The sequence below is a fragment of the Oceanobacillus jeddahensis genome (assembly GCF_000750635.1).
GTDB lineage: Bacteria > Bacillota > Bacilli > Bacillales > Amphibacillaceae > Oceanobacillus > Oceanobacillus jeddahense.
In genome coordinates this window covers 356,756-370,147 of sequence record NZ_CCDM010000003.1, presented here as the reverse complement: position 1 = coordinate 370,147, position 13,392 = coordinate 356,756, and the positions used below count along the sequence as shown (strand labels likewise).

The window sequence follows — 13,392 nt, the reverse complement described above, 5'->3', positions numbered from 1 at the left end:
TTTTCACATGTATAAATTATCTTATTCAGGGCAATACTTGGACTGATAAAAGCAGAAAAAAGGATGAAGAAGTATGTTAGCATGTCCAAATTGTCGAGAAAAACAAATTGGGAAATTAAGTCCTACAAGCTATTATTGCTGGGTGTGTTCAATTGAATTAACCGTGGCAGGAAAAGAGTTACACATCCATCAGATAGAAGCAGACGGGACGCTCAGTTCATTAGATGATTTATTTTCAAAAGAAGAGAGAAGGTTATTATAAACTCCCAGTCTGTTGGTTACACTACCATGGACTGGGAGTGATAATGTATGTGGAAAAAAATAAATGCAAAACAAATCATCTATTGCCTGCTGATTGCCATACTTTCCTTTATTCTTTTATATTTTTTAGCTGTTACCAAACCGTATTATGCAGCATTTTTTTCCTTTATAGGCAAACTAATACTTCCTTTTTTGATTGCAGGAATTGTGGCTTTTTTGCTGCATCCATTAATCGAATGGCTGCATCGATATCGAATTCATCGGGGCATAGCAGTATTAATTATTTATTTGATTTTTTTTGGAGGAGCCGGTTACGCGATATATCGCGCTTATCCGTTAATTGTTCAACAAGTAAAGGAAATGAGCCATCATTTTCCTGAATTTATTGCGTTGTATCAAAATGGTTTAAGTAAAATATATACATCTACTTCTTTCTTGCCAGAGTCCGTGCATGATCGAATGGATATATTTATTCAATCTTTAGAAGATACGATGAATAACTTTTCCGGAAGAATCATCGGCGGCTTTAACGGCATGATGGATGCTGTTATATTGTTAACCATTATCCCGGTTCTCGTATTTTATTTTTTAAAGGATTATCCGTTTATTAAATCATTTTTTTTTCGTTTTATTCCGGATAAGTATCGGGATGAGACAGGAAGTATCTGCAGAGAAATGAGCAAAGGGCTTGGAGGTTATATTCGCGGACAGTTCATCATCAGTGTGGCAGTTGGTATTATTTCTACTCTATGCTGGATGTGGTTGGATTTACCATACGCTTTACTGCTTGGAATTATTCTGGCAATTGTTAACGTCATTCCTTATTTCGGCCCTATAATTGGTGCCGTACCAGTTGTAACAGTAGCCTATATGACAGAGCCGCAAAAAGCACTATTCGTTATCATAATTATTTTTGTAATTCAATTGATTGAAAGCAATTTGTTGTCACCGTATATCATGGGGAAAACAGTAAAAATTCACCCAATCGGAATCATCTTTGCTTTGTTATTAGGCGGACAGTTAGCTGGCGTAATAGGCATGATTCTGTCTGTTCCTGTTTTTACCATGTTGAAAGTACTGATTCAACAATATCAAATTTCAAAATCAGGCTAATTAAAATAGATATTTAATTAGTAGCTAGATTTCCGCAATAATATTACACAAAAGTATGATGGGTTCAATCAATGATGTTATAGCAACGTAGTAAATGGAGAATCTCGTTTAGTTTGAAGAGCAAAGAAACCTCAATTAGATGAAGTTTCCATTTATTTATATCCTTTCAAATTAGAAAAATTGACATACAACGGAAAAATCACTATAATTACGCTATAATCAAACAAACAGTAGAAAATGATTAAAATCTTTCATTTTCAACCATGCAAATCACGTTGAAGGTGCTAAGTACATGACATGAAATTTCAAGAGAGGGATTCCCGTGGCTGAAAGGACTCCTAATTAAACTGTTATGGAAAGCTACACCGGAGTACGGCTAATCCCCGTCGGTATCATACCGTTATAATGAGGAAAGTGATGAACATATATGGTGTTCATAATAAGGGTGGTACCGCGAAATCTCGTCCCTGCAATAATGCAGTGAGGAGATTTTTTGTTTTGGTATATAAAAGGAGGGAAATATATAATGAAATCTTTAAGTTCCGCAGAAATACGACAAATGTTTATTGATTTTTTTAAAGAGAAAGGACATCAGGTGGAGCCAAGTGCTTCTTTAGTACCGCACGAAGATCCTACCCTTCTATGGATTAATAGTGGGGTGGCAACATTAAAAAAGTATTTTGATGGCCGTATTATTCCAGACAACCCCAGAATTGTGAATGCCCAAAAAGCAATTCGTACAAATGACATTGAAAATGTTGGTTTTACAGCACGCCACCATACTTTTTTTGAGATGTTAGGAAACTTCTCGATCGGTGATTATTTTAAGAAAGAAGCCATTGAATGGGCGTGGGAATTTCTGACCGATGAGAAATGGATTGGTTTTGACTCGGAAAAATTATCTGTTACTGTCCATCCGGAAGATGATGAAGCGTATGATCTCTGGTTAGAAAACATTGGTTTGCCCAAAGAACGTATTATTCGATTAGAAGAAAATTTCTGGGATATTGGCGAAGGGCCAAGTGGACCAAATACTGAAATTTTTTATGATAGAGGAGAAAGTTATGGAGATGATCCAGCTGATCCAGAACTTTATCCTGGAGGCGAAAATAGCAGGTATTTAGAGGTTTGGAATTTGGTATTTTCGCAATTTAATCATAATCCAGATGATACGTATACGCCTCTTCCAAAGAAAAACATTGATACAGGAATGGGGTTAGAACGGCTAACTTCTATTATCCAAGAAGTGCCTACTAACTATGAAACAGATTTATTTATGCCGATTATCCAGGCAACGGAAATGATTGCAGATAGAAAGTATGGAGAAGATAATACAGCTGATACAGCATTTAAAGTTATTGCTGATCATATCCGTACAGTTAGTTTTGCAATAGGTGATGGAGCTATGCCGTCTAATGAAGGACGTGGCTATGTTCTGCGGAGACTGCTCCGTCGTGCTATCCGTTTTGCAAAGGATATTAACATCCACGAAGCGTTTATGTACCGTCTTGTTCCGGTAGTAGCTGAAATAATGAAGGACTTCTATCCAGAAGTTGTGACGGAAACAGACTACATTCAAAAAATGATTAAAGTAGAAGAAGAGCGTTTCCATGAAACATTAAATGATGGTCTAGAAATCTTAACCAAGCTCATTGAGACAGAAAAGGAAAAAGGAAGTAGTGTATTTCCAGGAGAAGAAGTATTCCGTTTATACGATACGTATGGATTTCCAAAGGAATTAACAGAAGAATACGTAGAGAAACTTGGGTTTACCGTAAATCAAGAAGGTTTTGAAAATGAGATGAAGCTCCAGCGTGAAAGAGCGAGAAATGCTCGTCAAAAAGTGGATTCTATGCAAGTTCAAGATACGATATTTTCAACGATTAACGTTGAAAGTGAATTTGTAGGGTATTCTACCTTGGAAAAAGAAACTGTTATTCAAACAATTATTCAAGATAAAGAAATAACAGAATTAGTAGAAGCTGGGCAAGAAGCATATATTTTATTGAAAGAAACTCCTTTTTATGCTGAGAGTGGCGGACAAGTTGCTGATATTGGTGCTATTCAAACAGATGAAGCACATGCAGTGGTTATGGATGTACAAAAATCGCCAAATGGTCAGCATATACACCGTGTGAAAGTTGAAGAAGGTGTGCTGCGGGTTTCTGAGGAAGTAAGAGCTGTCGTTGACCGAGCGTTTCGTAATGATGTTATTAAAAATCATACTGCAACCCATTTACTGCATCAGGCATTAAAAGATGTACTGGGATCTCATGTTAATCAGGCAGGTTCATTGAATGAGACAAATCGTCTCCGCTTTGATTTTTCACATTTCAGTAGTGTTACAGAGGAAGAACTGGAAGAAATCGAAAAAATTGTGAATCAAAAAATATGGGCTTCACTACCAGTCTTCATTGAGTCCAAAGGAATTGAAGAAGCAAAAGCTATCGGGGCAATGGCATTATTTGGCGAAAAATATGGGGACGTTGTCCGTGTTGTTCAAATCAGCGATTACAGTATTGAATTATGTGGAGGATGTCATGTAAGCAATACAGCAGAAATAGGTTTATTTAAAATTGTTTCAGAAAGCGGGATAGGTGCAGGTACAAGAAGGATTGAAGCTGTTACAAGCAAAGAAGCTTACGAGTATTTAAACAACAAAATTGAATTGTTGAAGCAATCAGGAACATTATTAAAAGCAAAAGATGAGCAAGTTCCTCAAAAAGTTTCTGCTTTACAAACCGAATTAAAAGAAACACAAAAACTTGTGGATTCGTTACAAGCAAAACTATCTAATCTAGAAGCTTCTTCTATCTTAGATGAAATAAAAGAGGTAAATAATGTAAAAGTACTAGCTCAAAAGGTTGATGTGAAAGATATGAACCAACTTCGTTCCATGGTGGATGAATTAAAACAAAAAATAGAGTCAGGTGTAATTCTCCTCGCAGCTGTCAATAATAATAAAGTGCAACTTGTTGCAGGAGTAACAAAAGACCTGATAAAGCAAAATCTCCATGCTGGAAATTTGGTGAAACAAGCTGCTACAATTTGTGGCGGAGGGGGCGGTGGTCGCCCTGATATGGCACAAGCTGGGGGTAAAGACCCAGATAAAATTACAGAAGCATTACAAAGTGCTTTAACTTATGTAACAGACGTGACAAATGCTTAATCCTTGGTTGTATGTTTTCTCGTTAATAAGTATAATGATAGAGATAAACATGTTAAAATAGAAGAAGAAGGTTAACGAAGGACGGGGTGTCATTATGAGTTCAATTGATAAAACAATGAAATTCAACTTTTCCGAAGAACCATTTGACCAGGATATTAAAAAGATTTTAATGACTGTTCATGAATCATTACAGGAAAAAGGATATAATCCGATTAATCAAATTGTCGGTTATCTATTGTCAGGTGATCCTGCTTATATTCCTAGGTATAATGATGCGCGTAATATGATACGTAAAGTTGAACGGGATGAAGTTATTGAAGAACTTGTAAAGTTTTATCTAGAACAGAATAAGGAGAATTCATGAAAGCGATAGGTTTAGACGTCGGTTCAAAAACAATAGGCGTTGCGATAAGCGACGCTTTTGGGTGGACAGCCCAGGGGCTGACAACCATTTATTGGAATGAAAATGAAATGGAATCTGCTGATGAAGAACTTAGGAAGATTATAGAAGAGAATGAAGTATCTCTGGTTGTAATCGGACTCCCTAAAAATATGAACGGTTCGATTGGTGAAAGAGGCGAGGCATCAGAGCGCTACGCAAATTATGTAAAAGAAAAGTATCAATTGCCTGTCGTGTTATGGGACGAGCGATTAACCACGATGGCAGCTGAACGCGTACTTCTCGAAGCGGACATCAGTCGCAAGAAAAGAAAAAAAGTTATTGACAAGATGGCAGCTACAATGATTTTACAGGGTTATCTTGATTCAAAAGGAGGCGTTATTTAATGGCGTTAGAAGAAAAAGAACGAATTATCATTCCGGATGAAAATGGAGATGAGCATCTTTTTGAAGTGCTTTTCACCTTTGATGTGGATGAAACAGAACAATCCTATATAGCTGTCGTACCTGCTGAACAAGCAGAGGAAGAAGAGGTAGAGGTGTACGCGTTCCGTTACGAGGAGCAGGAAAATGAGGATTTTACACTTTACCCAATTGATTCTGATGAAGAGTGGAGTATGGTAGAAGAAATGTTAAACACATTAGCAGAAGAAGAGTAAAAACTTAAAAGAAAGCTGATGTTCACATTTTGTGGCATCAGCTTTCTTTTACCATGTAATTTATCACGGAGAACCGTCCGTAAAACTTCCGCCTCAAAATAAAGCGTGAAAATAAATTTATTTAGGCGGGAGATAACGGACGCTAACTCCCTGAATCACTTAGGCTAACGCAGTGGGAGAATGAAGGAAGCAGACTAAGTTTGCGACGTCCTGGGGTTGGGGCTGGGACTGCGATTACTCGTCCCATCGAAAACCATTGCGATTACTCGTCCTATCGTAAAGAGTTGTGCGTCGAAAAACTTCCATTGAGTGAAGTTTCGTTTTATAGGTGGATATCATGAAGTAACGCTTTTAATGGGACGAGTATGCGCAGCCTTAGTAAATGCTCGATAATTCGTAGTCCTGCCTGTCATCATAATTGGAAAACCTTTCAATGCGTACTAAAAATATATTTTTCTTCAAAATTCCTAATAAAAACAAAAACTTTTGTTCAAAATGTAGAAGTATGAAACAAAATCACAGGAATATTGGATAATTTTATATGAATTTAGTATAATGAAGCGGATGAAAGGGGGTTACATAGTGTCAAAAGATGACAAGCATAATGGATTCCAAAAAAATCTTATACAAAGAGCAAAAGATGCTTCTAAAGTGAGAAAGATTGTAGCAATTATTCTTGTATGTTTTACGCTTATCATAATAATTGGCGGGATTTCAGGTTATTTATATATTAACTCAGCGTTGCAGCCTATTGATGAAGAAAATTCAACAGCGATAGAAGTGGAAATTCCAATCGGTTCTTCTAGTTCAACCATAGCCGGGATACTTGAAGAAAATGGAATTATAAAGGATGCGCGTGTATTCCGTTTCTATACAAAGTTTAATAACGTGAATGAATTTCAAGCTGGAAATTACACGTTTAATACAGCAATGAGTATGGATGAAGTAATTGAATCATTACAGCATGGAAGAATTATTGTAGATGCCGTTCATGCCATAACAATTCCTGAAGGGTTAACTGTAGAACAAATTGCTGAAATTTATAGTGAGCAACTTGATTTTTCCAAAGAGGATTTCTTAGAGGTTGCTAATGACCCTGACTTTATTGATAAATTAATGGAAAAGTATCCTAACTTGTTAACGGAGGATATCTTGGATGAGGATATTCGTACACCATTAGAAGGTTATATGTTCGCTTCTACTTACGAATTTTTTGAGGAAGAACCATCTATAGAATCAATAATAGATCGTATGGTTGAACAAACAAATTCTGTTTTTCAACAGTATGAAGGTGAGATTGCGGAACAAGATTTTACACCACACGAGGCAATAACATTTGCATCCGTGGTAGAGAAAGAAACTGCTCATGAAGAAGAACGATCGCAAATTGCGGGTGTATTTTACAATCGTTTGAACGAAGGCATAGCTTTACAGACGGATCCTACCGTGTTGTATGCAAAAGGGGAACACCAAGCTGTTGTTACCTTTGAAGATTTAGAAATAGAATCACCGTACAACACATATGTAGTAGATGGATTGCCGATAGGCCCCATATCGAATTTTGCGGAAAACTCTTTACGCGCAGTATTGTCTCCGGAAGAATCAGATTATCTTTATTTCTTACATGATGAAGATGGAAATATTCACTTTTCTGAAACGTTTGAAGAGCATGTTGAAAATCGAGAAGAATATATAAATTAAAGTGTGTGTAAAAATAACACTTTTAAACGGACTTATGGAGGGTTTCTCCATTTTCCGTTTTCTTTTTTACACAACAAGAAACCATCAAAATTTTTGCGAATGTTTTAGGTGAAAGTGAGTAAATACAGTTCCAACTCTGAAAAAGTGTCCTATATAACAAAGAAAAAGCTAGTGATTCAGTTTATCACGGAGAACCGTCCGTAAAACTCCCGCCTCAAAATAAAGCGTGAAAATAAATTTATTTAGGGAGATAACGGACGCCACCTCCCTGAATTACTTAGGCTAACGCAGTGGGAAATGAAGGAAGCAGACTAAGTTCGCGACGTCCTGGGACTGGGACTGCGATTACTCGTCCCATCGTAAAGAGTTGTGCGTCGAAAAACTCCCACTGAGTGAAGTTTCGTTTTATTAACAGTCCATAAGCTTGCGTGAGAATAATATAATGTTTGAAAGTAAAAGGAAATGGTGAAATGGATAAAGAATTAGAAAGTTACTTGGAAAGCCTGCTACCAGCTTCATCAGAATATGTAAACATGCTTGAAAAAAATGCTGAAACAAACCAGGTACCAATTGTACACCGAAGCAGTATGCATATGATTAATCTTATTCTAATGATGAAACAACCTAAAAAGATTTTAGAGATCGGTACGGCCATTGGTTACTCTGCATTACGGATGTTAGAAGGGGCAGAAGATGCTGATATCATTACTATTGAGAAAGATGAGAAACGCTGCCGCGAAGCAATTGTCCATATCCAAGAACAGAAACGTGATCATCAAATTGAAGTTATCTTAGGTGATGCTGCGGAAGTAATGCAGGATCTGACTAACAAAGAGAAGCAATTTGATGTGATTTTTATGGATGCTGCAAAGGGGCAATATCAATCTTATTTTGACTTAGCAAATAAAATGCTCATTTCTGGTGGCATTTTAATTACGGATAATGTATTATTTCGGGGGATGGTCTATTCGAATGAAGAAGTACCCAAAAAATATAGAACATTGGTACGAAAATTAAAAGCGTACAATGAAATGCTAATGAATCATCCAGATTACCATACATCTATTATACCGGTGGATGATGGTGTTTCCATTAGCTGTAAAAGATGAAATATGTAAGGAGATAGTAGAATGGAAAAAAATAAACCCATTGTAATTGGTGTTGCAGGGGGGAGTGGTAGTGGAAAAACTTCAGTGACAAGATCTATCTGCGACCGTTTTAAAGAAACATCGATTTTAGTTATAGAACAAGATGCATATTACAAGGATCAGTCGGATCTCCCTTTCGAGGAAAGGTTGAAGACAAATTATGATCACCCGTTTGCATTTGATAATAATCTATTAATAGAGCACCTTAAACAATTGATCGAATATAAATCTGTTGAAAAACCTGTTTACGACTACAAGGTTCACAACCGTTCCAGTGAAACGATTCATGTTGAGCCAAAAGAAGTAATTATAGTCGAAGGAATTTTGATTTTAGAAGATGCAAATCTGGTTGACCTAATGGATATAAAGGTATTTGTTGACACGGATGCTGATTTAAGGATTATACGACGCCTGTTAAGGGATATTAAAGAGCGTGGCAGAACATTAGAATCGGTAATTGACCAATATATTCAAGTAGTTCGGCCGGCTCATATGCAATTTATTGAGCCGTCTAAGCGTTATGCCGATTTAATTATTCCTGAAGGCGGGGAAAACCATGTTGCAGTGGATATTATGGCATCTAAAATAGAAAATATCTTAGCAAAAAATTCAATTAAATAATTATTTTTCTTGATATTTTAGGTAATATCTGCCATAGTATTGGTTAGTATATTTTGAAGAGTCAGCACATAAGCTATATAGTCGATTTTTATAATTTAATTTATATACATGGAATATGCAGCTGTTTTTAGAATAAATTTAACCTAAAATAAAGCTGCTATTGTTCCTAGATAGAAAAGAAATAAGAAGGAGTGTATAAAGATGGCTGCAGAAAAAAGCTTTTACATGACACAAGAGGGGAAAGACAAATTAGAGGAAGAACTACATTATTTAAAAACGGACCGCCGTCAAGAGGTCGTTGAAAGAATAAAAGTAGCCCGTGATTTTGGAGACCTATCCGAGAATTCCGAATACGATGCTGCAAAAGATGAGCAGGCATTTGTAGAACAACGTATTACACAAGTTGAGAATATGATTCGTAATGCGGTCATTATTGAGAATGATAATGAAAATCCAGATGTTGTTGCGTTAGGAAAATCAGTTACTTTTGTTGAATTGCCAGACGGTGATGAGGAAACATACACAATCGTAGGTAGTGCAGAAGCTGATCCATTTGAAGGGAAAATATCTAATGATTCTCCAATGGCAAAAAGTTTATTGGGACAAGAAATCGGTAAAGAAGTTTCTGTTTCAACACCAGCTGGAGACATTGAAGTTCGAATAACAAATGTAGAATAAAAATTGGAAAGCGTTTACGTATTGATTTTTCTTTTTTGTGCTTGAGAGAGCTGGAGTGACACCTCATGAGTTAGGTTACAAAAATAGTGTGTATATCTAAGTAATACGAAAACTTACAGTTGTATTAGGCTGTAAGTTTTCGTTTTTTCTAAATAAGGACGTTAAAAATTAGACAATCTGTACGAAAAGTATTACATAGCAAATTTTTTATAGCTAAGAAGGTATCAACCTTGTTACTGCATAAGTGCATCGGTTCGAATCGAAACATTTGTTGACGAAAAACCTCACGTTGAATAAAGTTTCATTTTATCTGTATCTTCGTCTTGTTTTCTTAACCCATTATATTAGGTTTAAAAGAGAGACAAACAGTATATTTATGCTAAAATAGAAAATAATTGATAGACTCGATAGAAGAGTTAAAAACAAAATGTGTAGTGAGGGGGATTTTCCGGTGAGTCAAACAAGATCAAATAAATTTGAAAAAAGAAGAAAAAACACAAACGCAATTACCATCTTATCCATTGCTGCAGGAATCGTGTTAGTTATTTTTCTTGCGATATGGGTATTTGGCGGCGGAGATGATACAACAGAGGAGGGCACTGAATCGGATGCCTCGGAAAATACTTCAGAGGATAATAATGGTGAAGGTAATGGAGAGGACGATAACGGCTTTCTAATAACAGATCCGGACTCAAATGACGAAGATGCTGAAGGTGAAAATGGAACTGAAGATGAAGATGCTAATCGAGAAGAAGATGATGAGGAAGACGAGGACGCAGATGAAGATGCATCCAACGAAGATGAGGATGAAAATGAAGAAGATAATTCTTACGAGGATAGAGAGTCTGCCGAACCTTCAGATGACGATGTTGCTGAGGCTTATACCGGTGACTGGGACCCAATAGGTACAGAACAGGAAGGCGAGCATAATACAGATTTTAGCGATGGATCTGCGGACCGTGTTGAAATTAAGAGAGCAGTCTCCATGGTTACTGGTTTAAGTGAAGATGGTATGATAGAGCACTGGGTTGGGAATAATGGACCTGATAAAGTAATTGCTACTGTTTCCGATTCAAGCAATACAGAGAATTATCGTGTATTCCTGGATTGGGTAGACGGGGAAGGCTGGCAGCCGACACAAGTAGAAGAATTGAATTAAAATGATGCAGGACAGTAATGGAGGAATAGAATGACTATCGGGATTATTGGAGCAATGGATGAAGAAATTGAATTGCTGAAACAAAGAATGACAGATGTGCAAGAAATCGAAGTAGCGAAGACTTATTTTTATCAAGGATATTTGGAAGGAAAAAAAGTTGTCCTCCTGCTGTCTGGTATTGGTAAAGTAAATGCAGCCATGTCTACAACCATCTTACATGAACGATTCAACCCTGATAAAATTATTAACACAGGGTCTGCCGGAGGATTTGCTGAAAACCTGGAGGTAGGAGATGTCGTTATTTCTACAGGGGTATTACATCATGATGTCGATGCAACAGCATTTAATTATGTATATGGACAAGTCCCGGGAATGCCGGCAGTCTATAACCCCTCTCCAGATTTGGTAGAATTAGCAGATAAGGTAGTTTTAGACTCAGACATCCAAGCAGAAACTGGTATTATCGCAACAGGTGATTCGTTTATGCAAAGAAAGGATCAAACAGCAGTTGTCCGTGAACGATTCCCGGAGATGCTTGCTTTAGAAATGGAAGCTGCTGCAATTGCACAGGTATGCTATCAGTATAAAACACCATTTGTTATTATTCGTGCATTATCAGATATTGCTGGGAAAGAATCATCTATTTCATTTGATGTATTCTTAGAAAAAGCAGCAAAGAATGCAGCGGATGTGATTATAAAAATGGTTCAAAGATTATAAGTTATAAAAGAATTTATAAAAAGGTTTCTATTTGTTTTAGATAGAAACCTTTTTTATTGCAAATAATCGTTTGTAAAACCCAAACGAATTAAACTTTTATGCATCCAAAGTAATAAAAGGAGTGGTAAAAATGCCTATTTCAGATTATTATAAAAATATACGGGCAAAAATAGGAACTGATTTAATTTTTATGCCGAGTGTTGCAGCAATTATTAAAAATGACCAAAATGAAATACTTTTTCAATATATTAAAGGAGAGGAACAATGGAGTTTGCCTGCTGGTGCAATTGAACTTGGTGAGCCTCCCGCAAAAGCAGTTATTCGGGAAGTTTTTGAAGAAACAGGTTTACTTGTAAAGCCACTTCATTTAATAGGTATATTTGGAGGAGAAGATTTTCGATTTACATATTCAAATAAAGACCAAGTAGAATATAATATATTTGTATTTAATTGTAAAATCATTTCTGGTAAATTAACAGCTATTGATGGAGAATCATCAGACTTAAAATTTTTTAATGTTTATAGTAAACCTGAATTAGCATTACCATATCCGGAAGTACTGTTTCATAACTTAAAAGTATCAGATGCGTATTTTCAATGGAATGATGATTGGCTTAAATTGAATAATTAACTTTATCACGGAGAACTGGCCGTAAAACTCCCGCTGAGTGAAGTTTCGTTTTATACTTGAAGATGGTTATCCTTATATTGATTAGGAAAAGACAGTAAAAACCATAGAATATCAAAATTTCTCATTTGATATTCTATGGTTTTTTAATCCCCAATTTCAAAATAATCCTGAATAAAATGATAAAAAACCTTCTGGGATGGTGCCAGATTACGATTTTTAGGAATAATGATGCCGACTGTTCGCTGAATAGGCGGATTATCAATAGCAACTTTAGCACTATAAGCTGTGTTTAAATCATTAAAGGCACTTTCTGGAAGTAAAGTAATCCCCATTCCTGCCGCAACAAGTCCTTTAATAGCATCTAAATCTTCTCCCTGCGATTGGATATTTGGTGTGAAGCCTGAACGGATACAAGCATCAATAACAAGTTGATGAAGTACATACCCTTCTGGAAACAATACAAAATTTTCATGTTCTAAATCTGCTATCGAAATGATTTCTTTTGTAGATATTGCATTAGAACTGGGAATAAGCGCATAGAAATTTTCCATAAACAGAACCTTACCAATAATATCCGGTTGATTATCGGGAACCGGACCTAGAAATGCTAAATCAATTTCTCTATTTCTGACAGCTTCAATTAAAAAATTATAAGAGCCCTGTCTTAATTGAAAGCGGATGTTTGGATAGCTTCTCTTAAAAGCTGATAAAACGGTTGGTAATAGGTTACCCGCTAAGCTTGTGGGAAAACCGATTTTTATGGACCCTCGTTCTGGATCTAAATATTCATCTACCTGCTTTTTTGCATAGTCAACTCCTTTTAAAGCCGACTTTATATGCGTTAAAAATATATTTCCGATGGGCGTTAAATGTACATTTCTGCCCGCTCTTTCAAAAAGTTGGACTCCTAATTCACTTTCTAAATTTGAAATTTGCCGACTGACAGCTGATTGAGCAACATGTAATTCAAAAGCTGCTTCAGATACATGCTCTCTTTCTGCTACAGCAACAAAATATCTCAATTGACGCAGTTCCATATTTCCACCTCATATCAAAATTAGATTATTCTTATGTTTATTATATATTGTTTAGATAAATAAAAAAACATAAAATGTATCTTACCCACTTTTATT

General features: G+C 36.1%; 14 protein-coding genes and 1 other annotated feature. Of the genes, 13 read left to right on the top strand and 1 reads right to left on the bottom strand.

Annotated elements, in window-relative coordinates:
- Positions 1 to 73 precede the first annotated feature (73 nt).
- The 13 genes from BN986_RS15190 (at position 74) to BN986_RS15130 (ending at position 12,259) form a co-directional block, all read left to right on the top strand.
- Complete coding sequence (locus tag BN986_RS15190; protein ID WP_040981598.1) at positions 74 to 262, top strand: hypothetical protein; 189 nt, start codon at positions 74 to 76, stop codon at positions 260 to 262.
- A 47-nt stretch (positions 263 to 309) separates the two neighbouring features.
- Positions 310 to 1,374, top strand: coding sequence for an AI-2E family transporter (locus BN986_RS15185; RefSeq protein ID WP_040981597.1), 1,065 nt, complete (start codon positions 310 to 312; stop codon positions 1,372 to 1,374).
- 266 nt (positions 1,375 to 1,640) lie between these two features.
- Positions 1,641 to 1,846 (top strand) — a binding site (T-box leader).
- A 54-nt stretch (positions 1,847 to 1,900) separates the two neighbouring features.
- Positions 1,901 to 4,543, top strand: coding sequence for an alanine--tRNA ligase (gene alaS, locus BN986_RS15180; protein ID WP_040981595.1), 2,643 nt, complete (start codon positions 1,901 to 1,903; stop codon positions 4,541 to 4,543).
- 94 nt (positions 4,544 to 4,637) lie between these two features.
- Positions 4,638 to 4,907 carry an IreB family regulatory phosphoprotein gene (locus tag BN986_RS15175; RefSeq protein WP_040981593.1) on the top strand — a complete coding sequence of 90 codons (270 nt, stop codon included), beginning with the start codon at positions 4,638 to 4,640 and terminating at the stop codon, positions 4,905 to 4,907.
- Positions 4,904 to 5,329 carry a Holliday junction resolvase RuvX gene (gene ruvX, locus BN986_RS15170; RefSeq protein WP_040981591.1) on the top strand — a complete coding sequence of 142 codons (426 nt, stop codon included), beginning with the start codon at positions 4,904 to 4,906 and terminating at the stop codon, positions 5,327 to 5,329. The genes BN986_RS15175 and ruvX overlap by 4 nt, the downstream gene beginning before the upstream one ends.
- Positions 5,329 to 5,601 carry a DUF1292 domain-containing protein gene (locus BN986_RS15165; RefSeq protein ID WP_040981588.1) on the top strand — a complete coding sequence of 91 codons (273 nt, stop codon included), beginning with the start codon at positions 5,329 to 5,331 and terminating at the stop codon, positions 5,599 to 5,601. Before ruvX ends, BN986_RS15165 begins: the two co-directional genes overlap by 1 nt.
- A gap of 582 nt (positions 5,602 to 6,183) precedes the next feature.
- Positions 6,184 to 7,302 (top strand): endolytic transglycosylase MltG, encoded by a 1,119-nt coding sequence (mltG, locus tag BN986_RS15160; RefSeq protein ID WP_040981586.1) that lies wholly within the window; start codon positions 6,184 to 6,186, stop codon positions 7,300 to 7,302.
- 470 nt (positions 7,303 to 7,772) lie between these two features.
- On the top strand, positions 7,773 to 8,411 hold the full coding sequence (locus tag BN986_RS15155; protein ID WP_040981583.1) for an O-methyltransferase: 639 nt from the start codon (positions 7,773 to 7,775) through the stop codon (positions 8,409 to 8,411).
- Between the two features lie 21 nt (positions 8,412 to 8,432).
- The gene (udk, locus tag BN986_RS15150; RefSeq protein ID WP_040981581.1) at positions 8,433 to 9,071 is read left to right on the top strand and encodes a uridine kinase; all 639 of its coding nucleotides are present in this window, start codon (positions 8,433 to 8,435) and stop codon (positions 9,069 to 9,071) included.
- Positions 9,072 to 9,272: 201 nt separating this feature from the next.
- Positions 9,273 to 9,749 (top strand): transcription elongation factor GreA, encoded by a 477-nt coding sequence (gene greA, locus BN986_RS15145; protein ID WP_040981578.1) that lies wholly within the window; start codon positions 9,273 to 9,275, stop codon positions 9,747 to 9,749.
- Between the two features lie 451 nt (positions 9,750 to 10,200).
- Entirely contained in the window at positions 10,201 to 10,908 is a 708-nt protein-coding gene (locus BN986_RS15140; protein ID WP_244445014.1) for a YrrS family protein, read from the top strand.
- A gap of 30 nt (positions 10,909 to 10,938) precedes the next feature.
- Positions 10,939 to 11,628, top strand: coding sequence for a 5'-methylthioadenosine/S-adenosylhomocysteine nucleosidase (mtnN, locus tag BN986_RS15135; protein ID WP_040981574.1), 690 nt, complete (start codon positions 10,939 to 10,941; stop codon positions 11,626 to 11,628).
- 130 nt (positions 11,629 to 11,758) lie between these two features.
- Complete coding sequence (locus tag BN986_RS15130; protein WP_052400821.1) at positions 11,759 to 12,259, top strand: NUDIX domain-containing protein; 501 nt, start codon at positions 11,759 to 11,761, stop codon at positions 12,257 to 12,259.
- A 143-nt stretch (positions 12,260 to 12,402) separates the two neighbouring features.
- Here BN986_RS15130 and gltC read toward each other — a convergent pair whose 3' ends face one another.
- Complete coding sequence (gltC, locus tag BN986_RS15125) at positions 12,403 to 13,296, bottom strand: glutamate biosynthesis transcriptional regulator GltC (RefSeq protein WP_040981572.1); 894 nt, start codon at positions 13,294 to 13,296, stop codon at positions 12,403 to 12,405.
- Between the last annotated feature and the right edge of the window lie 96 nt (positions 13,297 to 13,392).

Excerpts from the sequence above, each read along its gene's own strand:
- ruvX (WP_040981591.1), top strand. The coding sequence starts at position 4,904 with ATGAAAGCGATAGGTTTAGACGTCGGTTCAAAAACAATAGGCGTTGCG.
- BN986_RS15175 (WP_040981593.1), top strand. The coding sequence starts at position 4,638 with ATGAGTTCAATTGATAAAACAATGAAATTCAACTTTTCCGAAGAACCA.
- BN986_RS15165 (WP_040981588.1), top strand. The coding sequence starts at position 5,329 with ATGGCGTTAGAAGAAAAAGAACGAATTATCATTCCGGATGAAAATGGA.
- alaS (WP_040981595.1), top strand. The coding sequence starts at position 1,901 with ATGAAATCTTTAAGTTCCGCAGAAATACGACAAATGTTTATTGATTTT.
- gltC (WP_040981572.1), bottom strand. The coding sequence starts at position 13,296 with ATGGAACTGCGTCAATTGAGATATTTTGTTGCTGTAGCAGAAAGAGAG.
- greA (WP_040981578.1), top strand. The coding sequence starts at position 9,273 with ATGGCTGCAGAAAAAAGCTTTTACATGACACAAGAGGGGAAAGACAAA.
- BN986_RS15155 (WP_040981583.1), top strand. The coding sequence starts at position 7,773 with ATGGATAAAGAATTAGAAAGTTACTTGGAAAGCCTGCTACCAGCTTCA.
- BN986_RS15130 (WP_052400821.1), top strand. The coding sequence starts at position 11,759 with ATGCCTATTTCAGATTATTATAAAAATATACGGGCAAAAATAGGAACT.
- BN986_RS15185 (WP_040981597.1), top strand. The coding sequence starts at position 310 with ATGTGGAAAAAAATAAATGCAAAACAAATCATCTATTGCCTGCTGATT.
- udk (WP_040981581.1), top strand. The coding sequence starts at position 8,433 with ATGGAAAAAAATAAACCCATTGTAATTGGTGTTGCAGGGGGGAGTGGT.
- BN986_RS15190 (WP_040981598.1), top strand. The coding sequence starts at position 74 with ATGTTAGCATGTCCAAATTGTCGAGAAAAACAAATTGGGAAATTAAGT.
- mtnN (WP_040981574.1), top strand. The coding sequence starts at position 10,939 with ATGACTATCGGGATTATTGGAGCAATGGATGAAGAAATTGAATTGCTG.